General features: G+C 49.9%; 18 protein-coding genes. 8 read left to right on the top strand and 10 right to left on the bottom strand.

Going from position 1 to position 24,704, the window contains the following annotated elements:
- Positions 1-119: 119 nt before the first annotated feature.
- The 5 genes from JKP77_RS19120 (at position 120) to map (ending at position 6,291) form a co-directional block, all read left to right on the top strand.
- Positions 120-1,175, top strand: coding sequence for an efflux RND transporter periplasmic adaptor subunit (locus JKP77_RS19120; RefSeq protein WP_218312773.1), 1,056 nt, complete (start codon positions 120-122; stop codon positions 1,173-1,175).
- Positions 1,168-4,284, top strand: coding sequence for an efflux RND transporter permease subunit (locus JKP77_RS19115; RefSeq protein WP_218312772.1), 3,117 nt, complete (start codon positions 1,168-1,170; stop codon positions 4,282-4,284). Before JKP77_RS19120 ends, JKP77_RS19115 begins: the two co-directional genes overlap by 8 nt.
- 221 nt (positions 4,285-4,505) lie before the next feature.
- Positions 4,506-4,967 (top strand): host attachment protein, encoded by a 462-nt coding sequence (locus JKP77_RS19110; RefSeq protein WP_218312771.1) that lies wholly within the window; start codon positions 4,506-4,508, stop codon positions 4,965-4,967.
- Positions 4,968-5,315: 348 nt separating this feature from the next.
- A complete protein-coding gene (locus tag JKP77_RS19105; RefSeq protein WP_218312770.1) occupies positions 5,316-5,522 on the top strand; it encodes a ParD-like family protein in 207 nt (68 codons plus the stop codon).
- On the top strand, positions 5,515-6,291 hold the full coding sequence (gene map, locus JKP77_RS19100; RefSeq protein ID WP_218312769.1) for a type I methionyl aminopeptidase: 777 nt from the start codon (positions 5,515-5,517) through the stop codon (positions 6,289-6,291). Before JKP77_RS19105 ends, map begins: the two co-directional genes overlap by 8 nt.
- A gap of 40 nt (positions 6,292-6,331) precedes the next feature.
- Here the strand turns inward: map and JKP77_RS19095 are convergent, their stop codons facing one another.
- The 8 genes from JKP77_RS19095 to ffh form a co-directional block, all read right to left on the bottom strand.
- On the bottom strand, positions 6,332-7,480 hold the full coding sequence (locus tag JKP77_RS19095; RefSeq protein WP_218312768.1) for an alpha/beta hydrolase: 1,149 nt from the start codon (positions 7,478-7,480) through the stop codon (positions 6,332-6,334).
- 72 nt (positions 7,481-7,552) lie between these two features.
- Complete coding sequence (locus JKP77_RS19090) at positions 7,553-7,966, bottom strand: tellurite resistance TerB family protein (protein WP_218312767.1); 414 nt, start codon at positions 7,964-7,966, stop codon at positions 7,553-7,555.
- A gap of 803 nt (positions 7,967-8,769) precedes the next feature.
- A complete protein-coding gene (locus JKP77_RS19085; protein ID WP_218312766.1) occupies positions 8,770-9,990 on the bottom strand; it encodes a phosphoenolpyruvate carboxylase in 1,221 nt (406 codons plus the stop codon).
- On the bottom strand, positions 9,987-10,622 hold the full coding sequence (locus JKP77_RS19080; RefSeq protein WP_218312765.1) for a condensin complex protein MksE: 636 nt from the start codon (positions 10,620-10,622) through the stop codon (positions 9,987-9,989). Before JKP77_RS19080 ends, JKP77_RS19085 begins: the two co-directional genes overlap by 4 nt.
- Positions 10,619-14,299 carry an ATP-binding protein gene (locus JKP77_RS19075; RefSeq protein ID WP_218312764.1) on the bottom strand — a complete coding sequence of 1,227 codons (3,681 nt, stop codon included), beginning with the start codon at positions 14,297-14,299 and terminating at the stop codon, positions 10,619-10,621. The genes JKP77_RS19080 and JKP77_RS19075 overlap by 4 nt, the downstream gene beginning before the upstream one ends.
- 224 nt (positions 14,300-14,523) lie before the next feature.
- Positions 14,524-15,408, bottom strand: a complete 885-nt coding sequence (locus tag JKP77_RS19070; RefSeq protein ID WP_218312763.1) for a WYL domain-containing protein — start codon at positions 15,406-15,408, stop codon at positions 14,524-14,526.
- A gap of 58 nt (positions 15,409-15,466) precedes the next feature.
- Complete coding sequence (locus JKP77_RS19065; RefSeq protein ID WP_218312762.1) at positions 15,467-16,327, bottom strand: hypothetical protein; 861 nt, start codon at positions 16,325-16,327, stop codon at positions 15,467-15,469.
- A 190-nt stretch (positions 16,328-16,517) separates the two neighbouring features.
- Positions 16,518-17,918 carry a signal recognition particle protein gene (gene ffh, locus JKP77_RS19060; protein WP_218312761.1) on the bottom strand — a complete coding sequence of 467 codons (1,401 nt, stop codon included), beginning with the start codon at positions 17,916-17,918 and terminating at the stop codon, positions 16,518-16,520.
- Between the two features lie 439 nt (positions 17,919-18,357).
- Between ffh and JKP77_RS19055 the strand changes: the two genes are divergently transcribed.
- Together JKP77_RS19055 and JKP77_RS19050 are read left to right on the top strand one after the other, a co-directional pair.
- Positions 18,358-19,149 (top strand): cytochrome C assembly family protein, encoded by a 792-nt coding sequence (locus JKP77_RS19055; RefSeq protein ID WP_218312760.1) that lies wholly within the window; start codon positions 18,358-18,360, stop codon positions 19,147-19,149.
- A 118-nt stretch (positions 19,150-19,267) separates the two neighbouring features.
- Positions 19,268-20,560, top strand: coding sequence for an HlyC/CorC family transporter (locus JKP77_RS19050; protein WP_218312759.1), 1,293 nt, complete (start codon positions 19,268-19,270; stop codon positions 20,558-20,560).
- Between the two features lie 10 nt (positions 20,561-20,570).
- Here JKP77_RS19050 and JKP77_RS19045 read toward each other — a convergent pair whose 3' ends face one another.
- Entirely contained in the window at positions 20,571-20,747 is a 177-nt protein-coding gene (locus JKP77_RS19045; RefSeq protein WP_218312758.1) for a hypothetical protein, read from the bottom strand.
- A 352-nt stretch (positions 20,748-21,099) separates the two neighbouring features.
- Positions 21,100-21,615: a phosphohistidine phosphatase SixA gene (gene sixA, locus JKP77_RS19040; protein ID WP_246601294.1), complete on the bottom strand. Its 516-nt coding sequence runs from the start codon at positions 21,613-21,615 to the stop codon at positions 21,100-21,102.
- 169 nt (positions 21,616-21,784) lie between these two features.
- On the opposite strand from sixA, the gene JKP77_RS19035 reads away from it, so the two are divergent.
- Positions 21,785-24,538 carry an insulinase family protein gene (locus JKP77_RS19035; protein ID WP_218312756.1) on the top strand — a complete coding sequence of 918 codons (2,754 nt, stop codon included), beginning with the start codon at positions 21,785-21,787 and terminating at the stop codon, positions 24,536-24,538.
- Positions 24,539-24,704 lie beyond the last annotated feature (166 nt).

The raw sequence follows: 24,704 nt of genomic DNA, 5'->3' as shown, positions 1-24,704 counted from the left end.
TGGTGCCATGCGTATAATAAAAAGTATGACAAATTGTGTCACTCATGGTCAGTACCGCCGAGAACAAGAATTAAGCGGTCTTCCATTCTGACGTACTAACCATTTTTACGGATATCACAATGAAATTAAAGACGTGCCGCCATTTGGCGGCAGTAGTATTTGTTGCCGCCCTGTCCGGCTTTAGTTCACTCTCTCACGCCCAGTTTTTTGGCGACAACCAAGCGAAACTGGTGGTCACTGAGCCTGTACGTTTTCAAAATGAAATTAAAAAAGTAGAAGCCGTTGGAACCGCTGAAGCGGTCCGTTCTGTTGTGTTGTATTCGGCGGTTTCTGATGAAGTTCTGGAAGTGAATTTTGTACCCGGCCAACAGGTCGAGGCAGGGAAAGTGCTGGTTCGTCTTGATGATCGCAAACAAAAAGTGGCGCTGGAGCGAGCAAAGCTGCAGTTAAAAGACGCCGAGCGTACTTACAAACGTCTGCTGGAAAGTCTTGATCGTGGCGCCGTTCCGCAAAGCGAACTGGATATTGCGCAAACGACGCGCGATCTTGCGAAGGTAACAGTAGAAGATGCCCAAGCTGATCTGGAAGACCGCTATATAGTGGCACCTTTTGATGGTGTGGTTGGACTGACTGACGTAGAGGTAGGTGACCGGATTACCACGACTACAGCGGTAACCACCCTTGACGACCGCAGTAAGTTGTATGTGAATTTCCGCGCACCGGAAGCCTCTCTCCCCGTATTAATGAATGCGCCTGATGTCACACTGGAACCCTGGACAAACCGCGATACCACGCTTAAAGCTGAAATCGCACAACTTGACTCGCGTATTAACGAAAATGACAGAACCTTACGCGCCCGCGCCATTCTGGACAACACCCAGGACAGCTACCGTCCCGGCATGAGCTTCAGAGTAAACCTCTCAATTAATGGCGACCGTTTTGCCGCCATTCCGGAAGCGTCACTGCTCTGGGGAGCCACCGGCGCTTACTTGTGGAAAGCTGAAAACGGCAAGGCAAAGCGTGTCGACGTGAACGTGCATCAACGTCTTCGCGGCACTATTTTAGTAACCGGCGACCTGCAGGACGGTGATATGCTGATTGCCGAAGGGATCCAGCGTTTGCGCAATGGACAGGAAATCACGACGGAACTGGCGAGAGGCGTAGGTGATGAGTAATCAAACACCGGCTACCAGCGATCTCCCTTCACTGGCGATTCGTCGCCCGGTTCTGATCGTTGTTCTGAACTTACTGATTGCGATTGCCGGACTCTCTGCCCTTTACGGCCTTGAAGTTCGTGAACTACCCGATGTAGATACGCCGACGGTTACGGTTACCGCGAATTATCCCGGCGCGTCCCCCGAGACTGTGGATGCAGAAGTTACCAGTCGCCTCGAAGGGGCTGTGGCCAGGGTAAGTGGCGTGAAAAACATTTATGCGCAGAGCGAAGAGAATTCAGCACGTGTGCGTGTGGAATTCAGACCGGGCATAAACCTAGAAGATGCTGCGAATGAAACGCGAGAGTCGGTCAGCCGTGTTCAACGCCAGCTCCCTGATGATGTCGAACAACTTGCTATTATACGCGCTGATAATGATGCTCAGGCAGTCGTTAGTCTGGCTGTGTCCAGCTCGACTCTGGATATGGAAACGCTCACTGAACGGGTCGATACCGATTTGGCTCCGCTATTTCTGAGTATTCCCGGCGTGGCCGATGTCAATCTGAGCGGCGACAGAGAACGGGTGTTGCGCGTATCTGTCGATCCGCTACGACTGACCAGTTTCGGACTCTCTATGACCGACATTGCAGAGGTGCTCCGTCTTGCGCCCTTTGATGTGCCTGCCGGCAGCATTCAGTCTTCTGATCAGGCACTGATTGTGCGCGCTGATGCTACGTCAGTCACTGCTGAAGACGTGCAGCAAATTGTGGTTGCCGGCGATATTCGCATTGGTGATGTCGCCAGCGTGTATTTTGGCCCCGCCGATACCACCAGCGTGGTCAGGTTAGACGGTAAACCGGTTATCGGTCTTGGCGTCATTCGTCAGGCCAGCTCCAATACGATTGAGATATCCGATGAAGTGTTGTCGATGGTCAGAGATCTCGACAAACGTTTCACTGACATGGATATCGTCGTGACGTCCGATGATGCAGAGTTTATCCGCGATTCCGTTCAGGAAGTGGTGATATCGCTTAGCCTCACCGTACTGCTGGTAGTGTTTACTCTGCTGGTATTTATCGGCTCATGGCGCGCCACCATTGTCCCTGCCCTGTCCATCCCGGTGTCACTCGCCGGTGCACTGGCTATCATCTGGGCCCTGGGTTTTTCTATCAATATCCTGACACTTCTGGCACTGGTACTGGCAACCGGCATGATTGTGGATGATGCCATTGTGGTATCAGAAAATATCCAGCGCCGTCGCGCGATGGGTTTAGGCGCCCGAGCTGCCGCTGTAATTGGTACCCGGGAAGTGTTTTTTGCTGTGGTTGCCACTACCGCGGTCCTGGCCTCTGTTTTTATTCCTATTGCTTTCTTACCTTCCACGGCAGGCAGGCTGTTCCGTGAATTTGGTGGCGTCCTTGCCGGCGCAGTCATCATTTCTTCATTCGTGGCGCTGTCACTGGTCCCCGCACTTACCGCCAGACTTCCGCTGAAAAAACCGGGCGAAGGAAAACGTGATTTCTTTGGCAAAACACTTGGCGCGGCTGGTTATAAATGTCTTAGCGCTTACCAGCGCTCGCTGGCCTGGGCATTAAAATACAGCTGGTTAATTGTACTGGGAAGTATTCTGGCTGCGGTTGGCGCATACTTTACCGCTCAGAACATCGACAACGAGTTGCTGCCCAGCGAGGACCGGGGAACCATACGTATTTTTGCCCGCGGCCCGGATGGTGCTGGTCTGAACTTTATGGACCGTCAGGCAGAGAAAATGGAGGCATTACTGATGCCCTATGTCGATAACGGCACCATCGATTCGATTTATACCGTTGTTGGTCAGTGGGATCCAAATATTGTTTTCATTACCGCGCCTTTAAAGCACTGGGATGAACGCGACAAATCACTGCAGGAAGTCGTAGAAGAAATTCGTCCCCCATTACAATCTATTCCCGGAGCGCCGGGTAACGCTTTCGGTGGCAACAGCCTTAACCTGCGCGGCCAGGGGGGCGGACTGGAGCTGGCGCTGACCGGTGACACCTACGAACGTATTTTTGACGTGTCACAGGATTTTGCGCTGAAAATTGAAGAGGCCCTTCCAGAGCTTGGTCGACCAAGGATCAGCTACGAGCCAACGCAACCACAGCTAAGAGTGAATATCGATCGTCGCCGGGCGGAAGAACTTGGCGTGCCGCTAAATGATATCTCCAGTACGTTGCGCGCCGCCGTGAACGGGTTTGATGTTGCCGATTTGAACGTGGGTGATCAGGCCATCCCGATCATGCTGCAAACCAATAACCGCAGTCAGAGTGCGCCTTCAGATTTAACCGATCTTTATGTGAAATCTGTGGACGGCAACCTGGTACCACTGTCGAGTGTGGCCTACATCAGTGAAGAAGGTGTAGCGGCTGAGCTGGAGCGTCAGGCTCAACGACGCGCGATAAAACTCGAAATGGAGCTACCTGAAGAGGTCGCGCTCAGCGATGCGGTAGAAACGATAAGAAGTCTTGCCGGTGAAAGCCTGCCGGATGGCATTGGCCTGGTATTTCTGGGTGAAGCGCAAACCTTTGAGGAAACCTCAAACCAGGTCATGATGACCTATGTGCTGGCTTTTATCATCGTGTTGCTGGTACTTGCCGCTCAGTTTGAAAGTGTTAACAGTGCAGTGGTTGTGATGCTGACCGTGCCCTTTGGGATCGCGGCTGCTGTTTATGCTCTGTTTTTAACCGGCACCACCATTAACGTGTATTCGCAAATCGGCCTGGTCATGCTGATAGGGTTGCTGGCGAAGAACGCTATCTTACTGATTGAGTTTGCCGACCAGTTGCGGGACAAAGGATACAGCGTTTACGACGCCATCGTCGAAGCGGGTAAAGTTCGTCTGCGCCCCATTATGATGACGCTGGTATCAACCATCCTGGGTGGATTACCGCTTATCCTGTCATCCGGCGCAGGTGCAGAATCACGAAACGCAATTGGCTGGGTCGTTTTCGGAGGCCTTGGCATTGCGGTCGTATTTACGCTTTACCTGACACCAGTGCTGTATCTGGCGCTGGCACGGTTTACCAAACCTCGTGCAGACGAAAGTCAGCGTCTGGAGCGGGAAATGGAGCAGGCTGAACACCATCACGGCTAATGCTGGTGAACCCGATAGCTACTGCTGTTAAATTACAAACGCATACTACTGAAAAGCCCGGTTAGCCGGGCTTTTTTATTGCTCTTTACCATATTCACTGTACGCGACTCGTAAAGACAGCACCATGCTCAGCGGGCACGGCATATTAAACTTCTCAATGACGCAAAACTTTTTCTGCAGGCTATGCTTATAAACCATACCCAATAGAAAAAGGAGCCGACATGTTAGGTAAATCTTATTTGGTCGTTGCCAATCAGGCTGAAGCGAAAATTTTTCTTGAGAAGGACGGCGCGTCTCAGTTAGAACCCGTCACCACCTTGTCGAATGATGATGGTCGCGCTACCGATGCCAGCCTGGTCACTGACAGGCCCGGAGCAATTTCCTCTCCCAGTGGGGCGGTACAGGGCGTCGATACCATGAGCAGAAAAGATGCATCGGAAACCGAAGCCGAACGTTTTGCCTCCACCATTGCCGACTGGCTGGATAACAAACGGTGTGGAGAAAAAATTTATCACATCGACATCATTGCTGAATCCGGCTTTCTGGGTAAATTGCGTAACAATATGAATAAACAGCTCACAAAACTGATTGGCTACACCATTAACAAAGATGTCGTGAATGCTGACACATCCCGCTGGCTGGCGGATCTAAAAAGTGCCGGACGCGGTACGGCAATTCAGTAACGACAATTAGCCTGCCAAGCCTTCTTGTAAGTAATGCTCCGGCGCTGCCGTTCTCTGTAGCCCGGAGCCCAAAACGGCGACACTATATAGAAGGCAAATACAATTACATTTCTGAAATCCCCGCCAATGTAACTTATTGTTGTCACCAACATGTCGTTAGTGACGCTCACTCGTAGTACTGCTTTTAGTTCGTTAACAGCACGTTTGCCATTGTTATCAGCTCTTTACTATCAAACTCTCTGAAAGTGCACTTCCTGCGCTGATGCCCCCCTTTTTCTTCAGATATCTGGCATTACCACTTAATATGCATTATGCTACATTTCATAGCACTTTATATCAAAACATAGTATGGGCATTGTAAAAATTTCGAATGAACTTCATGAGGAAGTCAGAAAAAACAGTGCAGTCATGGAGCGCTCGATTAACTCTCAGGCTGAATTCTGGATGAAGATAGGGCGGCTCGCAGAACAGAACCCGACGCTGACTTACGAGCAAATTCTTCAGAGGGAGATGCAAAATAAAAACGTTACCTCCGTAAGGTTAGTCAGTGAGTAACGTCATTATTAAAACAGCGGATGAGATTGCGCTAATGCGCCAATCCGGTCAGTTACTCGCGTCTGTATTTGCTGCACTGGATAACATTGTCAGCGAAGGCATAACCACACTTGAGATAGACAGTTTTGTAGAGGACTATATCGTAAACAGTCTATCAGCCCGCCCTGCCAGCAAGGGTCAATACGGTTACCAGTATGTGCTTAATTCATCGGTTAACGAGGTAGTTTGTCACGGGGTTCCCAGCGCGTTCACTAAACTTAAAGCCGGCGATATTGTCAATATTGATATCACGCTGGAGAAAAACGGATACATTGCTGATAGCAGTAAAATGTACCGGATTGGTAAACTATCTCCACTTGCAAGTCAGTTAGTCATCACCAGCTATGACTGCATGTGGGCAGGGATCCGCGCTGTTAAACCTGGAGCCACACTGGGTGATGTTGGTTATGCTATCTCCCGCCTTGCCAAGCAACATGGATACAGTGTAGTGCGCGATTATTGTGGCCACGGGATTGGCAGGAATATGCACGAGGCGCCCGAAGTGCTTCACTACGGCAGCAAGGGGGAAGGCCTGATCCTGAAAGAGGGCATGGTGTTTACCATCGAGCCGATGATAAATCAGGGAACGCATAAGACGAAACTTAAAAAAGATGGCTGGACTGTGATCACCCGCGATAAAAAGCTATCTTCGCAATGGGAACATACCGTGGCGGTGACAAAGGAGGGCTATGAAGTCCTCACCCTGCGCGAAGAAGAGCGGCAAAAATAGTGTAAGCGCTGCTCTCACGCAAAGTAATCGCGATGTTTTATTAGTGGCGTTGGGCCTCTGCCATAAAGTCCGTTAATTTTGTCATCATGGTGTTATAGTAAGGGTTATAGGTGAGCCTTGCATACACCTTCCCTTCTTCTGTAAGCCCCCAGGGGCCAAACCAAACTGGCTCACCATTTTCGCAGGCCCGGGTTTTCTCATCTGACTGGCCGTTGTCACAAATTCGCAACCGGCCCTTGGTTCCATACAGTACATTACCTGGACTAAACAGTACCGCCATATGCGAAGATGCACCTATTCTTTGCTCAGGTAGCTGCATCGTATAACCGGTAACATGAGGATAATCGGGCACCGCTTCACCAAGCCACATCAGCGTTTTCGTTGCGGTATGAAAGCCCTCGTGAAAATAGGTTGCCACACGTTGCACATCGACCACACTGTCCTGCTCTGCCACAACCATAAATACCGGTAGTGAAAGCGCACGCTCTTCAAACGCATCAGACAGCGCTTCGACACTGCGCTGATAAGCCGCAAAACCGGTCATGGCGACAGAGTTATAACGCGTGGGGTTGTCTTCTGGTTCGAGGTTCGGCCAGGGGTAAATGCCGGTGATATAAGGGGCCAGACGGGTTGCGAAAATATTCGATTCATAGGCGGGAGAGAACAACAGCAGACCTGCAATATCGTTTCGGGAGTGCGCTGCCAGCGTGACCAGATTGGCCCCGGTAGAAAACCCACCGAGAAATAGCGTCTCCACCTCCTCAGCAAACAATGATACATGATGCGCAGTGGCGTTTTCCCACAGCGAAAACTCAGCGTTCAGCATGTCTCCGGGCTTAGAGCCATGACCGGGTAACAGGATGGTTCTCACCTGATATCCGCTGGCACACAGATCTCGGGCGATATCGTGAAAAAAGTACGGAGAGTCACCCAGACCATGCACCAACAACACACCGACTGTGCTGGTTTCACCACATGAAAACGGCGTATTCAGCGTCACTTCCCACGAGGCGTTTTCTGTTACCGGCATTCTGTGTGTGGACAACCACTGATGAGTGGCCTGCTGGTATTCTGAAAAGCTATTGAGTTGATAAGGTGGCATTGACGTCGCCCGCTCGAAACGCGGAGACTGTACCTGCTGGCATGCACTCAGCAACAACAAAACCACAAAGACACACAAACTACGCATGGCATTCCCATTACACTATTCGTGTAGAGAATTTACCATGCGTGATGAAAAATAAGAAAGTCTGTGCGTTGACTATGCCCCTACAGACGCCGGTCCACTCGTATTATGCATACCACTGACCAGCGCTTTTGCCAGTAGCTTATGCGTTAGCAATGACAGCAGTTCGGTTTCTTCCTCACAGCGCTCACCATCTACACCGGTAATTGCCATGGCCACTTCCATTGCCTTATCTGCATCAAACAATAAGTCCTGCTTCATCGCTTTAAGATAGGCCTGAGCATCACCGGTATCCAGTGCTTTGCGGGTCTGGTATATCGCATCGTTAAAATAGGCATCACGGCTGATTGGACTTTGCCAATCAAGTGATTCCATGATGTCTTCAAGATAATCCTGTTCGGACAATGTCACCATACCATCGACCTGATAAAGTAACACCGCCATTCTGATTAGTGCCTCATTGAAAGACTGCTTCGGGGTATTAAACATGAGAGGTTCTCCTTATGCGCTGTACGCGTCAACGCTACTACTACTGACCTGCTCTCCTGACTGGCCAGGAAACTACATTTCTGTCACCTTAATCTCAATCGGTGACAAGCGTATTACGCAAGTTCGAAAAATAAGTTCACCCGCGTTAATTAATTGTTAATTATAGCCCTCTTACCTTGATTCCCAAGCCCTTTTTACAGACTATTTTGCTATATAGATTCCCGTATTTTCAGAAGTCATCGGGAAAACAATCAGTTGCACTTTCACGTCAATCACAACGATTCAGACGACGACAGATTGCCGTTCATGAAGATGTTGTTATGAAAAATAAAAAGGGAAAGCTGGCTAAAATTGGCAAGCGCAGCAATTTGCTGGGCAAAAGTGCGGCGTAGATCCAGATAGTGCTCTGTACGCAAAAAGGACTGGATTTTCCGGCGGTGCGAATAATAAAGGCAGCAGAAGACCTCACCCAGTGACTGTAACTGGTTATCAGCAAGACCACTGTCGTCAGGCACTTACGGCGCTGCCATCTTGTTCCTAGAGCCTGTTTATCTTTGTTCAGTGCTTATGCAGACGGCCAGTTTTGTGCCAGACAATCGCAAATGAGCGAAGTTTAGTGGGCCTAAATAAGTGAATTTGTGGGCCGTATGGCGCAAAACTGGCCACTGCCCACAGGGTTGGAGCTAAAACGCCCTACTACTGCGTAATCAGCCGCTTATTTGGATTGCCAAACCACGCAGCTTCTGCCTTGTAGTAGGGCGTTTTAGCATCCAACATAAATACTGAACAAAAATAAACAGGCTCTAGCGTAGCCCCAGGGTGATGTCGTTAATGTAGAAGTTGCCGTTAAACACCGCATCTTCCTGTCCGTGTGGATCCAGTGCGAAAAACTGCTTGTCTGCATCATCCAGAGACTGATAATTACCAATGACCTGATAAATCCATACCTCGGGATCAAATTCCATTGCACGGGCAGCATAGTAAGTTAACGCCGACTGCGGCTGACCAGTGTCAATAACATCACAGAAATAATCATCGACTGCCTGCTGCAGCGGATCACTTTCCAGCGACACAGTATCCTGTTCTGACACATCAATATCCTGCGAGGACGATGATTCTTCTGTCTGCTGCTTGCGGCGATGCACGTGGGTTAACGACGCCACAATTTCCTGCAGTTCAGCTTCCTGGCTGACGTTGTTCACATCCACTGCAGCAGGACTGAGCATGCCTGCCGCCTGATTAAATAAAACCGGTACATTTGTCAGGTTGGGATAATTTCCCGGCACGAAATCAGGCTGCTGCTCCATGTGAAGCAAATACCCTTTGAGCAGACGTGTACGCCCCTGAAACTCACGGAAACGCCCCAGCAGATCCAGTAAACGGGCCTGAGCTACCGACAGTTCCTGCGCAGCCCGCGAGAAACTTTGTTGTAGCGATACCACCAGTAAATGTCGCAGCTCGCGGTTACTGCCGGCAATCTCACTGAGCTCATCAAATCGGAAGCACTCAAGCTGATACAGCAGCTCGGTAACCTGCCCCTGCGCAAGCTCATTTTCCCGGATTTTAGCTTCAACCGATGACACGTAGCCGAATTCATTGTTGATACGGCTAAACATCACCCGTACGCTGTTGCTCAGCGATTCCGCCAGTTGATATACATGTTCGGTTAAATCCGACATGTGTGCAGCAGATTCGCTGTAGCGTCCGTAGTGCAGCGCTTCTTTGTAGTGCTCGGCAAGGGTTTTTAAACTTGCAAGCGCAGCACCTATATTGGCATTGATGGTACGGTTCCGCTCATCCTGTAAACTGCCCTCCAGCAGAGTACGCACTGCGCCTTTGAGTCTCAGTTCGCTTTGCGGATCCGGTCGCCATAACACGCCCAGCTGCACCAGTTGCTCAAGTACCTTGGGGCTGTGATCGCGCTCGTTTACCGTACCATTCACATAAGCCTGCATTATCAGTTCACTATGACGACCAAGCGCGTTTAGCAGCTTGGTGCCAGCCTGAATAAGCACCTGACTCATAGCAGGCTACCCTGCTGAATGGCCGCCTCTGCCTGCTCAGACAACGACAACGACTCGGTTTCATCAATAAAGCGAATCATCTCATACAAATGTTCAACTTTGCCGGTTGCCAGATAAATCTGCTTTTCCGGGTTTGGCTTAAGCAGATACCCTAAGTCGGTTAAGCGTTTAAATACTTGTTTTAGCTGCCCATCAAGATTCACACTGGTTGAGCCGAACAAACGGTAGCGGGAAATTTTTTCCAGCTGTTCAGCGTACGCAGGCGTATCCTCTATGGTGCTTTGCAACTCATTGAGGCGGATAGCGTTACCCATCGTTACCGGTAAATCTGACTCGCTGGCCTGCTGCACGAGCAATAACCACTCGACCAGCGGCACCAGGCTGGATGCCGTCTCCTGAAACTGTTGCATCAGAATTTTGCGCTCGCTATCGCCTAACGTGAGATACGCGGCAAAAAATACATCGCCATCAGCCGTAGTTGCCAGTGTACGGTTTAACAGGTTTAAATGGGGCTCGAGCTGCTGTGCATTATCCCGGCTTTTCAGAAAACGCCAGGCGTCTTCATCGCTGACCTGACAAATGAAGTCACCCTGCAAAAGTTTGCTGACCACACGGCCTTGTTCCGTCATCATGCTGAAGCCTCCTCTTGTCCACGACGTGCTTTTAAGCGCTCAGCAATAATACTGGCTTTAGGTTGCACTACCTGCAGTTTGCGGGTCACCTTGTCTATCAGATAACGGTTTTCGAAAAGTGTCAGTACTTCTGATTCTGGGTTCGGGAACGCCCCTACCACACTGATATTGTTGTTTTGACAGGCGTCGAAAATCTTCTTCACATTGCTCTGGTGTAGCGTACCCAACTCGTCAATTGGCCAGTGAATTGTGGCATCAGTTTCACCACGCAGCAGGCGGGTAAATGCCAGCAGGAATTTACACAAAATCAGGTATGCCATACCGTGACTGGAAGACTCATTGAGTTGACGATCGGTCCGTATGACCAGATCACTGTTGCCTTCACGCAGGTGAAGTTCGATATCCAGCAGCTTGCTGATCCCGCCACTTAACGCCGCACGCCCCAGAATATCCAGTACTTTACGCATGCTCAGACCATAATCTTCATCAGGCAGTTCGTTAGCACCACCTTCCATCCAGGCTTCGTAATGTTTGCGGAATTGCTCCAGCTCTGGCCAGAACTCCAGCTCACTTATGCGTGAACGAATTTTAACTGCGGAATCAGACACCCCATCCAGAAACAGCTCGCCATCGACTTCTTTGGTGATACGACGGCTTTGCGACACAATACGCTTATCAATATCGGCCAGTACAAAGTAATACTGGTTCAGGTCCGCGCCAAAAATCCGGCCCTGCTCACGCAAGCCCTGCAATTTCTGCGGCACGATCACATTCAGCAACTGTGACAGGTGCGATACCATGCGACGGTGGTCAATGCCTTTGACACCATGGGCATTAATAACCGCACACTCTTCACGGGCACGCTCCCAGGTATCTGATAAGCCGGTACCAGCCTGCGCGGCGATAAGCTGATCAAAGCGCTCCACATAAGCGCGCACATCGCTTAACAGATTCTCGCGCTCCTGCAGCAGACTCTGCGCTTCAGACAATCGCTGAGAAATACTCGCATCTTCGAACTTAGCGTCATTGTCGTCTTTCACCCGCAGGTTCAGTTTCGCAAGGGCTTTACTTAAAGACTGTACCTGATCGAGCTGTTCGCTTGCGGTTTTCAGAGAAGACTCCAGTGCCACCTGCTGGTCTTTCAGTTTTTCACGGGCTTCTTTATACGCCGACTGCTTTTGCGCCAGTGAACGTTCGGCTTCACCAAGCGCTTTACGCGCCTTCGCTAAGGCGTTTTGCCAGGTAACTTTGTGACCGTTGAAAACGGTTTCATACCATCGCGCATAGTCGCTGACTTTGTGACGCTGCGATTCTGTCTTATAAATATCGTCTTTGAGTACCTTGATGCGTTTTTTAAGCTGACCAATTTCGTCAACATCTACGCCACGGTTGTTCAGCTCGTCTTCCAGCCACTGCTCCATCTCTTTGCGATCTTTTGCAGCAGCGTCGCGGGCTTTTTTCATATCAGCATCAAGCTGAGATATCCGGGCATCGGTATCGGCGATGAGCTGTTGCCAGTGGAAGCTGTGTTCAGTTTCTGATTCACGTTGCTGGTCTTTCATGTCATCGCGGTCAAGCTCAAACTGCGCCTTACACTGTTTTTGCGCCTGCTGGTTTGCTTCCAGACGAGATTTCGCTTTCTGCTTGCGTGAAGACAAGGCCGCCTGATATTCGCTGAGCACGCTGTCTCTGTCCTGCTGTGCACGCTTGCGGCTGGCTTCGGCACTTTTCACGGCGTTGTCTTTTTGCGTCATTGCCAACTCAGCATTGCGCACATCTTCATTGGCTTTTGCCAGCGTTGTCTCGCATTCATTCTGTGCTGCCAGCGCCTGAGCCAGGGCCTCTTCAGCGTCAGATAATGACTGCTTCAGAGACTGTTCGGTATGCGCATAATCCGGTGTATCGATAGCAGAAAGTGCTAAGCTGAGGCCATAAAAGCTGTCGCCCTCGCCCGTGGTGGGGGTGAGGTCTGTGCGCTCCAGCAGTTCCGGGCGCAGCACCTTACCCAGACTGGACTCCCAGTCATCAACATTGGCACGCAAGAATTCCAGTAACGAGCCCTGCCCCGGATAAAGTAACGCTTTGACCTTATCCACCGCCTTTTCTTCGCGCTGATACACCTGACGCGCTTTATCCAGCGCAGTCGAGGCTTCCTGCCTTACCTGTACCGCTTTGCTGTGACGTTGCTGAGCCTGGCGATATTCCGTGCGAGCGGCATCTTCTGTCACAGACGCTTCTTTGATTGTGGCATCCAGCAGATCAAGCTGCGATTGCTCAAATTCGTTGTAACCGGCGTTTGCCAGCGACGCTTTCAGTTCGGCTTCGGTGACTTTCAGATCACTCAATTGCGATTGATGCGTGGCATTAAGCTCTTGGATCTGCTGTGAAAAATCATCACGAATAGTTTGCAGAGCATCACGCTCTTTCTGTTGCTGTTCGCTGCGTTTGTCAGCCGCTTCCTGCCGTGAGGCTGACAATTGCTCCAGCGTCAGGCTAAGCTTCTCGCCCAGTTCAGCCATACGGCGGTTAAATGCCGACTCGATGTCCTGGTGCTTTTCGGTAAGCAATTGGTAACGACTGGACGTCATTTCCAGTTCGTTTTGCCACTGCGGCAGGTTGGCGACATCGTCTTTAAGCTGTTCAATATTCTGCTGCTGCCAGTTGTCGAATTCACGTTCAACGGCATCCAGCTCACTGGTGTACTTGTCAACGTCTGCGCGCGCAGATGACACGATCTGGTTCAGTTCATCACGGCTGTCGTGCCACAACAGTTCATTTTGTTTGCGCTGAAACTGGTTCTCCTCCAGCTCATTACCTAACGTCTCTGTTTTGACTGAGAGTTGCGTTTTATCCAGTTCGAATTGCTTTTTCAGGCCGCCGAGGGTTTGCTCTGAAGTGGTCAGCGCCATGTCCGCCTGTTCCAGCTTGGAAAACTCAGGGCGAATCTGATCAAACTGCTTGATGAGATGACATTCACGGATCCAGTCGTCCACACGATTGCGGCTAAGACTCGACGTTGGCGGCTGCACGCCATCTTCTTCCAGAATGGCAGCGATCATGGCCTTGATGGTTTCCATCTTGCCTTCTTTCGAATGCACCGCTTTCGCCAGCTTTTCGATATGACGCATATGCTGGCTGGGCGTACACAAGCTGAATACTTTTGCGTAGCCGAGCAACTCCCGCGCATTACTGCTCTGGTTTAGCACGCCCTGATCGTTCTGCATCACGGCACGAAAATCTTTTGTCGTCAGCAAACTGGTTACCAGCACATTGTTCCGTTTCATCGCACGGGCGAGTTCTGCACTACTGGTACTGCTGAATTTACCGCTTTTCTGTTTGAACAGGTAATCGTCAATGTCGAACGGCTTACCAACTAAACGATAGTTAACACCAGTCCCGTTGGAAGTCAGTACCGCCTGACAGAGATCGCCTTCGGCGCGGGTATATTCGTAAATGATAAAACTGGATTGCCGTGGCAGATACCAGCGCTCGAAACTGTCGCGGGTAGCGGGTACAACCCGGCTTGGGTACTCACCGTAAAAAACCGGAATTAGGCGCTGAAGGGTCGTTTTACCTGATGCATTGGTACCGCAAATATTGGTATGTCCATCCAGCTTCAGTTCGACCACGCCCGGCAAGTGGGTGTCGATTAAAATAATGCGTTTTAAGCCGGCCATATAAATCCTGTGTCGGTTAATACTGGTTAAATGTCGCCCTCTGCATGAGCCTGAGAACGCGACACCACGGGGCATTTATTGTAAGTTATTGATTCTCGGCATCGCTTGCCTGCCCGCGTTTGCGTAGCCGGCCAGTGTATTATGAATTGGTGATTTTGCACAGTCATGGCGGGCCTTTAAGCAGGCATTGGCGTGTCGACTGCGCATTATTTCGCCACCGACTTTTAGCGACTGGTTCCCGGCGCAAGATGGGCATTCTCGATTTGCTCAAGCGCATCAAGGTTTTGCAACGCCAACTGACATCCCTGCCCCGTGATCTTCGCCCCCCTTGAGCAGTCGACCTGCCAGTACCGTAACAGATACGCCGCCAGAGCAGCACGCACAGACAAAGACTTACGCCCCTTTTCCATGCCATAGTCCAGCTCAATGGCTTCACTGTGCGAGAGTGATGGGTGTGGAATGAGGGTAAGTGAAACAGTTCGCTGCCAGGCGCTATCCTGCTCTGCCAGCTCTTTATGTGCCAGTTCCCGCGATACCGGTTCAATGTCTGTAAATCGGGTGCACACAAAATCCCGGAAGGTGCCAGTTTCCACATCAAACGCACGCACGTGCCAGCGGTGCCCGTTGTTCACAATGGCGTGTGGCACAATGAGGCGGTATTTGCCACCTGATGTCACGCTTACGTAATGGACGTTGATCGGGTACCGGTTGTGAATGGCCCGGGTCAGACCCGCAATGATTTCCGCTTTGGGATGAATGAGGTTTACCGCATTTACACAATGAGATGATGGTGTTACTGCGGTGGCAATCCCGTCACCGAACCCCATACTCAGGCTGTTTAATATGACTTCCGGGTTGTGCGAGAATACGGCTTTAAATGCAGGGTTACGTCGGTAGCGTTTGGCGTGATGGTCGAGTGTCAGGTTATCAGGCGCAAGGGACTTATAAGCTGAAAAATCCCGGGTGCTGGCAGCCAGTCCTGTAGCAAATCTGTCTATCAGCTCCTGTCTGCTGACGTGTCCGAAATATTGTAAACTGAAATCGATAAATGCGAGACGCTCTCGCTGAGCATGCGGTAACGCATCCCTTTCCCGTGTGACATCAATCATTTTTGGCGTAGTCCCTGATGAAGATTGCACTCATAATGATGCCATCATTATGATGATGTCAAGGCGTATTGTTTGGCTGTTCTCCATCCTTCACCAAGGTGCCAGGGTTTTCATCGAGACGTTTCCAAAATGCCTGCTGGTTAACGTAATCCTCATCGACAAGCACGTTTTCCAGCCCCTTGTTTATCAGCGTTATTGCACGCTCGCCCCAGTCACTTTTCGTACATCCAATAGCGCCCGGTACCGGGTTATTGCCTAGCTCGGTCGTGGGATAATACTGCAGATCTCTGGAAGACTGAGACAAGCGGTAATAGCGCAGGATAGTAGGGTATTCGAGGGTGTAATCTAAACGGTTCATCACTATCTGCTCTAAAATCCGCACCGTTGCGGTTTGTCCGCTTAGCTTAAAGAACAACGGATTTTCACTGTTTTCATCAACGATTGTCTGTAAGACGGGAGGGTAAGCCCTGGCCGCAGGGCGACCAAAACGGAGCGTCTTATCAGCCGCCAGTTTTGCCAGTGAAATACGCGCCTGCTCATCAGCAAAAGGCGCAAGCCGTTTACGATCACCGATGATCCCCAGAGGGGGATGCACTACTGTAATATTTGAATAAATCCAGACCGGACTGCTCTCTCGCTTAATCATGCATGGAAAACACAAATTCTCTTTTTGCTCTGAGTGCATGCGTATACGACTGTGGGGCAACTGCGATACGGTATGATTAACGTCCGGCATGTACTGCTTGAGTTCATCAATTAGCACATCGCAAATTCCCTGTCCTTTGAGAGCTCCATCAACAATATGGAATGGAGGCGAAGGATTAATAGCCCAGTGAATAGTAAAGCGCTCATCAGTCTGTGCCAGTGACGGCAAGGAGGCCAGACTAAAAAAGAAAAACGAAAAAAAACTACACTTCATTTAACCGTCGTTCCTTTCAAAAATGGGAAACGGACTGCCTTTAATCACTATAGCTAAAGCAAAGAGGATAGCAACTTTGCTTCAAGCGCAGAGAAAGGACGCAATGTTAAACAGGGTGCCGAACGCCGTGAATGCAAAAAAGGCCGCCCTGATAGCGACCTTTTCTTTAACAAAAGCACTTGCCTGCGGATCAGCGCGGAGGGAACATCCCTCCCATACCGCCCGGGCCACCGGGACCGCCGCCACCTGGCGGCATCATCCCTTTCATCTGGCGCATCATCTTCTTCATGCCACCGCCAGACATCTTTTTCATCATTTTCTGCATTTGCGTAAATTGCTTTAACAGCCGGTTTACGTCCTGAATCTGGGTACCAGACCCTGCCGCTATTCTGCGTTTTCTCGACCCTTTAATAATGTCCGGCCGCGCACGCTCGCCCGGGGTCATAGAATTGATTATCGCTTCCATCTGCACGAACTGTTTGTCGTTGGCCTGATCTTTAATTTTATCGGTCATGCCGCCCATACCAGGCAGCTTGTCCAGCATGCCCATCATGCCGCCCATGTTTTTCATCTGCTCAAGTTGGTCTTTGAAGTCCTGAAGGTCGAACCCTTTGCCTTTCTGAACCTTTTTCGCCAGTTGCTGGGCTTTGTTTTTATCAACTTTGCGCTCGACTTCCTCAATCAGACTGAGTACGTCACCCATGCCCAGAATGCGTGATGCAATTCTTTCCGGGTGGAAAGGTTCAAGGGCATCCACTTTTTCGCCCATCCCGATAAACTTAATGGGCTTACCGGTAATATGGCGAACAGAAAGTGCGGCACCACCACGAGCGTCGCCGTCGGCCTTCGTCAGGATCACACCCGTCAGAGGCAGTGCGTCATTGAAGGCTTTTGCTGTGTTTGCAGCATCCTGCCCGGTCATCGCATCAACCACAAACAGTGTTTCAATTGGTTTAACCGCACCGTGCAATGCCTGAATCTCTTCCATCATGTCATTATCGACATGCAGGCGGCCGGCGGTATCTACCAGTAACACATCATAAAATTGCTTTTTCGCCGCATCGATAGCGCCGTTTACAATGTCTACCGGCTTCTGAAATTCCGTGGAAGGATGGAAGCCAACATTGACTTCGCTGGCCAGGGTTTCAAGTTGCTTAATAGCCGCAGGACGATAGACATCCGCACTCACGACCATAACTTTTTTCTTTTCTCGTTCGGTCAGGTACTTTGCCAGTTTACCCACACTGGTGGTTTTACCCGCACCCTGCAGGCCCGCCATAAGAATGACAGCCGGAGGTTGCGTTGACAGGTCCAGCTTTTCATTCGCCTCGCCCATTACGGACTCTAGCTCAGACTGAACAATTTTGATAAAGACCTGACCCGGCTTGAGGCTTTTGGTTACCTCGGTTCCCACGGCCCGCTCTTTGACCTGTGCTACGAACGACTTTACCACTGGCAACGCTACATCCGCTTCCAGCAGCGCCATGCGCACTTCACGCAAGGTGTCTTTAATATTGTCTTCTGTTAACCGCCCTTTTCCGCTGACGTTGCGTAACGTCTGGCCGAGGCGTTCAGATAAATTTTCAAACATAATAGAAAAAGCTTCTGTCAATTTTTGAACGTATTGTGCGCTATTGTATCGTAAATTCGCTGGCTAACGTACCATTGAACGTAAATCAAAACGGCATTTGTACAAACGAGGATTGCTTGTCGCCTGTTTACCCCTACCTGTTGCAGGCCAGCGCAGAAAAATCACCTGAAAGTAAGTGTGGCAAATGCTCTCCAAAGAACGATAAAGCAACGACGCATCCTGGGTCTTTTTTGACTTAAACCGTAAGACCTGCAAAAGACCGCCATGATTTGTCACTTGGTAGTGAGCTTGAGCGACTGCAGACTTAGTCGCATATTCACTAGTGAAAAGATGGATACGTTTTCGCGAAAAACAACGTGCGGGTTGAATTTATCATGGACTTACAGTATCAATACCGGCTTAAGACAGACACACCTGTCACGACACCCACAGGAATTCTATGAACACGATGTTTGCCATGATAGCAGCTGGCCTTTATTTTCTGGCTGCATTCGTATTGATGGGCAGGTTCGTCCATAAAGAGGGGCCGAACCAGCGACTGGCGACTATCATGGCGATAATCGCTGTGCTTGCCCACGTTGGGTTTCTCAGCGGCGCGATTATGATCGCACCCGGTCAGAATATGAGCATTACCAATGTGTTATCGCTGGTATCGTGGTTAATTACCGTCTCCATGCTGCTGTCAGCCAGTGTGTTACCCAACACCATTTTACTGCCCGTGGTCTACGGCTTTGCCGGGCTTACCGTGCTCGCTGCGAGGTTTATTCCGGTTTCCTATATTATGCACATCGAACTGGAACCCGGACTGGTAATACATATTACGCTATCTCTGGTGGCATACGGACTGTTGGTTATCGCATTCTTGTATGCGATTCAGATGTCATACATCACGCATAAACTTAAACAGAAAGGCGCGTCTTTACTGCACTCATCGCTGCCCCCGCTGATGCTGGTTGAAGGTATTCTTTTCAAACTGCTTCTGGCCGGTACATTATTTCTGGTGGTATCGCTAATCAGTGGCTTCGTTTTTCTGGAAAATATGTTCAGCTCGCTGTATGCCCATAAAACCATTTTATCGTTAGCTGCGCTTGCAGTTTACGTCGTGTTGTTAATTGGTCAGAGGATCCGCGGCTGGCGAGGCAAGCAGGTGATTGCAATGACGATACTGGGCGTGCTGCTGCTGTCGCTGGCTTACTTTGGTAGTCGCTTCGTACGAGAAATTCTTCTTTAGCAGGTAGGGCTCCCTAACGAGTTACGAATTCGAATAACACACTAAAAACCAGATTTCCCTTGAAACCCCGGGCTCGAATTACTACATTGTGAATCTTACCGGTACAGGGACCTTTTAGTTGGACGACATATCTACCAGTACGCTCTTTATTGCATTAGGCGTACTCATCTTACTTTCTGCTTATTTTTCCAGTTCTGAAACGGGCATGATGTCGATAAACCGATATCGCCTGAAACACCTGCAGGGCGAAGGCAACCGTGCCGCGAATCGCGTACAAAAGCTACTGGACCGCCCAGACCGTCTAATCGGCCTGATCCTGATTGGCAATAACCTGGTCAACATCGCCGCATCCTCCATCGCTACGGTAATTTGCTTTCGGCTATTCGGTGCATACTGGGGCTTCTTCGCTACCACCTTCGGGCTGACATTTATTCTGCTTATTTTTGCCGAGGTCACCCCCAAAACTCTGGCTGCGCTTTATCCGGAAAAGGTCGCGTTTCCAAGCTCAGTGATTTTGCTGCCCTTGCTGACGATCCTGTACCCGCTGGTAGCATTCATAAATGGAATCACCAACGGTATCTTATCGCTGCTGCGGATAAGTCCTCTGCACGGTAACGACGATTCTCTCAGTCGCGAAGAGTTGCGTACAGTGGTGTACGAAGCAGGCGCCATGATCCCGAAAAAGCACCAGGACATGCTGGTAGGTATTCTCGACCTGGAAAGCGTCACGGCTGAGGACATCATGGTGCCGCGAGCTGAAATTGTGGCGATTGATATTAATGATGACTGGAAAAAAATTCAGAAGCAGCTGACCCATGCGCAGCATACCCGGGTACTGCTTTATCGCGACAGCATTGATGACGCCGTCGGCTTTGTGCATGTGCGTGATGCCTTACGCTTGTTATCCAAAGATCAGTTCACCAAATCCAGTCTGCTCAGAGCGGTACGTGAAATTTACTTTACTCCTGAGTCTACCCCGCTGCATACCCTGATGTACAAGTTCCAGGCAGAGAAAGAAAGGATTGCCCTGGTCGTGGATGAATACGGCGATATCATGGGACTGGTGACACTGGAAGATATTCTGGAAGAGATCATCGGTGATTTTACTACCAGTATGGTGCCTGACCACAGCAAAGAAGCTCACGTACAGCAAGATGGCAGTGTACTGGTGGATGGCAGTGCCAACGTGCGCGACCTGAACAAAGAAATGGATTGGAAGCTCCCGACTGAGGGCCCTAAAACACTCAATGGCCTGATCCTGGAATACTTAGAAGAAATCCCGGAGAACAAGGTTAGTGTGCGTTTGGCAGGATATCCGGTGGAAATTGTGGACATTTCAGAGAACATGATAAAAACGGTAAGAATATTGCCGGAGTTTTATCGGGAATCGCCAGAACCGTCGTCGGACTAATGGGCGACAGCTATTTCTTAGCTGCCCTTCTGGCCAAAACCTGCGCCTTGGCAGCGGCAACTTTTGAGGAAAGGTTGTTCAGCTTTTCCATTAGTGCCCGCATTTCCTCATCATCACGCAGATCTGCTTCCTCGAGGTGAGACTCGAGTGAACGTTTAAGCAGTTCTGGTATTGATTTAGTCGTCATCGCCCTGCGATGCCTCCGAAGCACGTTAAATTAAACGTTTTGTAAACCGTGTTCGGCGCTGCTATGGCAACCGGCAAAGCCAGATGCATGCACAACAGTATAGTGAAAGGAAATACGAAACTCAGACGACGTGAAAGCACACAAAAAGCGTGCAGAATAACTCACATGATCCGATTAACAGCCTGGCCTCTCAATGCCTAATCCCGGTTCACAAGAACAGAAATTACTCTCTTTGTATCGGACAGTATCGCAACTTCTATAGCAGTAAATTTGAAAAAACGGCAAGTTTTTTTGCCTCACGCCAAGTGTGGTAATGGGAGGGCACCATTGTCGGAATGAGGCTGAGAAAAGCTTAGCGGCCCTGGTAATGCGCTTCCAGAATGCCTTTATGAGTATGTACGTTATATCGAATTACCGCGACTGATGCGGTTGCAAAGAGACTGGTAGTATAGGAGTCACACATCGCATCGACCAGATAACTGACCAGCGGCATGTGGCTAACCAGCAAAATACGCTTGAGATTCTGGTCCCGGGCTTTTGACATTGCAAGTCTGGCGTCAAGATAGTCGTGCACGCTCTGTGCATCGCCATCTGGCGTAATATCTTCGAATATTTCCATTTTCGACGCGTGAATATCCAGCGAAAGCATATCGTAGGTTTGCCGCGCGCGCCGATACGGACTGACAAGCGCAATATCCACCTTGCCATCGCGACACCAGCTTTCCTGCAACCACGACGCGGCACGGGAAACCTGCGTTCGACCAGCATCGGTTAACTGCCTGCTTTTATCGTCCAGACGCAGAGACTCCGCCTCACCATGGCGCATAATAAAAACAAAAATGTCGTCACTGCTACTTTGACCTGACATAACATTACGCATACTATAAATTCAGACACGGTAACGATAGCAGACCGATATGCCTGCGCCTAGTTTTAACGTACGCATATTCAGTATAAGGCCGGATTATCGTAAGTATCAGGGATATATGTTGTTCGATTTTTCCTGAAATGCACACTTCGTAAATATTGAGAGCATTTTGACGACATCACCCGATTTTGAAAACGCGCAATTTGTCACCCTGCAAAACGGATTGCGCGTCATGTTCTGCCAGCAGCAGGATTCTCCTACCAGCTACGTTTCCATGGCCGTCAAAGCCGGTCACTTTTATGACCCGAAGCACTGTCAGGGGCTGGCACATCTGTTAGAGCATATTCTGTTTATGGGGAGCCGGCACCTTCCTGCCCCGAACGAAATAAACGATCTGGTTAGTAAGCACGGCGGTAATATCAATGCGTGGACCGGCACAGAATACGCCAACTATCACTTTCATTGCCATACCGCATCACTGCCAGGCATTATCCCCGCATTTGCGGATATGCTTCGTCGCCCGCTGATAGACAAAGACGTCATCAAAAACGAAGTTCGCTCTATCGATGCAGAATTTAAATTTAAGCGAAAAGATGATTTACGTCGGCTGTATCAGATCCACAAAGAAACCTGCAACCCCGATCACCCGTTTAGCCAGTTTTCGGTAGGCAATGCAGAAATTTTCAACCAGCTGCATATTAATGAACTGCACAGTATGTTGCAGCAATTTCACCGTCAGTACTATTGTGCCAGTAACATGACGCTGTGCGTCATTTCGCCGTTGCCGGCGGATGACGCTTTGAATCTTATCCAACCTGCATTCGGGCAGTTTCCCTCTGGAGAAGAGGCGCACCAGGACTGGCCGGTACTGTACGAAGCAGACCAACTGGGTGTGGAAATCCGAATCCGTCCGCTGCAAGCTGCAAGGCGAATGATTGTGACATTCGCGCTCCCCGGGCTTCACAACGATTACAAAACAAAACCGCTAAACTATATCAGTCACCTTCTGGGCGATGAGGGCGAAGGCAGTCTGCTGTCGTTTTTAAAGTCGAAAAACTGGGTAACGAACCTTATCGCAGGCTCAGGTATTGAAGGGGAGCATTTTAAAGACTTCAATGTGAGCTTTCAGTTAACTGAGTCAGGCATTCAGCATTATGAGGAGGTGCTGAAAACCCTGTTCGATACGCTTATTTTAGTCCGCCAGTCTCTGGAGGAACCCTGGCGGTATCAGGAGAAAGCCAGACTCGCTACACTGGCCCTGCAGTATGAAGAGAATGTACGACCGCTAAACCTTGCCTGCGATTATGCACAACATTTATTTTCGTTTACGCCTAAAGATATCGTCAGACTACGTAGCACTATCGACAGTTTTGACAAACCCCTGCTGGAAGAGGCGCTGTCATACTTCCGTCCTGATAACATGCGGATAAAGATTATCTCTCAGGACGTTGAAACCGACCGCAGCTGTCAGTTTTACGACGCTGAATATAAAGTAGAAAAGTTGTCGCCTGCACTGCTTGAAACACTGGCAAGCAGGCATGAACCGCCAGCAGAAGTTTATCTCCCCGACGCCAATCCTTATCTTGGTGATGAATATCATCTTGTATTACCCGAGCACGGCCAGGATACCCCCCATGTTATCGCGTCTGCGCAGGGTTTTAATTTTTGGTTCGCCCAGGACCATCATTTCCACAGTCCGAAAGGCGACATTTATCTCTCTTTTGACATGGCTTCTTTCTCACATGACTTGCAGGCCGTTGCGGCAAAACGAATATGGCTGGGAGCATTAGATGAGTATCTGCAAGCAAAATATTACCGTGCAGAAATTGCCGGTCTGAACTACCGCATTTACGGGCATCAGGCCGGTCTGACTTTACATACCCGCGGCTTCACGAATCAACAGATGCTACTGGCCGAACAGCTTCTTGACGCTGTGATGGCGTTTTCAATGACGCCCGATGCGTTTGAGCGCAGTAAGCGCGCTCAGCAACAGGCCCTACAGAACTCACTTCTGAATAAGCCGACTAACCGGCTGTTTTCCCGCTTAAGCGTATTAGTTCAGCGCAACACACAAGCGCCGGTCGAATTACTGAAAGCCGTGGAATCTTGCCAGTTTGCCAATGTGAATACTATTCGCGACGCGTCTTTCAGCAGCTATTATGTCGAAGGGTTTATGCATGGCAACTGGTCCGCCGATGATGCCCGCGCTTTTGCTGATATCGTGTCTTCTCGCTGTTCCAATACGTCTGGCAACCCCCTGTCCCGTGCCGTGTCGCAGTTACCAATAGGAAGATCTCTGTATCATCAGGTGCAGTGCGAGCATGATGATGCTGCTGTCGTATTATACTTGCAGGCACCCAGCGCCAGCCTTAATGATATTGCGATGTGCATGGTGTTAGAACAGATGCTCGCAGCACCGTTTTTCAATGCGCTGCGAACAGAGCAACAGCTCGGATACGTCGTGGGCACCGGCTATGTGCCGCATAATCAGCACCCGGGCATTTCTTTTTATGTGCAAAGCCCTACACACGGGCCCGAAGCGCTCTTAAACGCCATGACAGGGTTTCTGTTCCAGCAACTTAACGAAATAGAGTTTTATCAGTATTACTGGTCAAGCATTCAACAAAACCTGCTCAAACAGCTGGAAGAAAGGGACTTGTCATTGTCGATGAAGTCTCAACGATTGTGGGTGAGTCTGGGTACCAAGGATCTTGAGTTTAACCGCAACACCCGACTGGCTGAATGTATCGCAGGTATCAGTTTTAATGATATTCGCCTGTATGCTACCAAACTGGCTGAACGCGCACTTTTCGGAGAAATGGTGTTATTTGCCAGTGGTAAATTCGATGCCATAGATACGCCAGCCGACGTCACCATTTCCAATATTGCGGCATTCAAGAGCAACACGCCTTACTTCAGTTAGCAGGTTCATTTCAGTCAAAGACGCTGAGTGTAAAAGCCGCTAAGCCCAAAGGAACGACGAACAAATCCATTGTCTGTCACCGTGACGTGGCCCCGAATTCAGATAATAAGTGCACCACTCATGGTTAAACGGTGAGAAGAGATCAACTGCCTGTTGGTGGTACTCT

Origin of the sequence: Alteromonas antoniana (assembly GCF_019249295.1) — a bacterium.
GTDB classification, from domain to species: domain Bacteria; phylum Pseudomonadota; class Gammaproteobacteria; order Enterobacterales; family Alteromonadaceae; genus Alteromonas; species Alteromonas antoniana.
This window is presented reverse-complemented; position numbering and strand designations above follow the sequence as displayed.

Coding starts and splice junctions, on each gene's coding strand:
- JKP77_RS19055 (WP_218312760.1), top strand. CDS start 18,358: ATGAACACGATGTTTGCCATGATAGCAGCTGGCCTTTATTTTCTGGCT.
- JKP77_RS19045 (WP_218312758.1), bottom strand. CDS start 20,747: ATGACGACTAAATCAATACCAGAACTGCTTAAACGTTCACTCGAGTCT.
- JKP77_RS19085 (WP_218312766.1), bottom strand. CDS start 9,990: ATGAGTCAGGTGCTTATTCAGGCTGGCACCAAGCTGCTAAACGCGCTT.
- sixA (WP_246601294.1), bottom strand. CDS start 21,615: ATGTCAGGTCAAAGTAGCAGTGACGACATTTTTGTTTTTATTATGCGC.
- JKP77_RS19070 (WP_218312763.1), bottom strand. CDS start 15,408: ATGATTGATGTCACACGGGAAAGGGATGCGTTACCGCATGCTCAGCGA.
- JKP77_RS19065 (WP_218312762.1), bottom strand. CDS start 16,327: ATGAAGTGTAGTTTTTTTTCGTTTTTCTTTTTTAGTCTGGCCTCCTTG.
- JKP77_RS19110 (WP_218312771.1), top strand. CDS start 4,506: ATGTTAGGTAAATCTTATTTGGTCGTTGCCAATCAGGCTGAAGCGAAA.
- JKP77_RS19080 (WP_218312765.1), bottom strand. CDS start 10,622: ATGATGACGGAACAAGGCCGTGTGGTCAGCAAACTTTTGCAGGGTGAC.
- JKP77_RS19090 (WP_218312767.1), bottom strand. CDS start 7,966: ATGTTTAATACCCCGAAGCAGTCTTTCAATGAGGCACTAATCAGAATG.
- ffh (WP_218312761.1), bottom strand. CDS start 17,918: ATGTTTGAAAATTTATCTGAACGCCTCGGCCAGACGTTACGCAACGTC.
- JKP77_RS19115 (WP_218312772.1), top strand. CDS start 1,168: ATGAGTAATCAAACACCGGCTACCAGCGATCTCCCTTCACTGGCGATT.
- JKP77_RS19120 (WP_218312773.1), top strand. CDS start 120: ATGAAATTAAAGACGTGCCGCCATTTGGCGGCAGTAGTATTTGTTGCC.
- JKP77_RS19105 (WP_218312770.1), top strand. CDS start 5,316: ATGGGCATTGTAAAAATTTCGAATGAACTTCATGAGGAAGTCAGAAAA.
- JKP77_RS19075 (WP_218312764.1), bottom strand. CDS start 14,299: ATGGCCGGCTTAAAACGCATTATTTTAATCGACACCCACTTGCCGGGC.
- JKP77_RS19095 (WP_218312768.1), bottom strand. CDS start 7,480: ATGCGTAGTTTGTGTGTCTTTGTGGTTTTGTTGTTGCTGAGTGCATGC.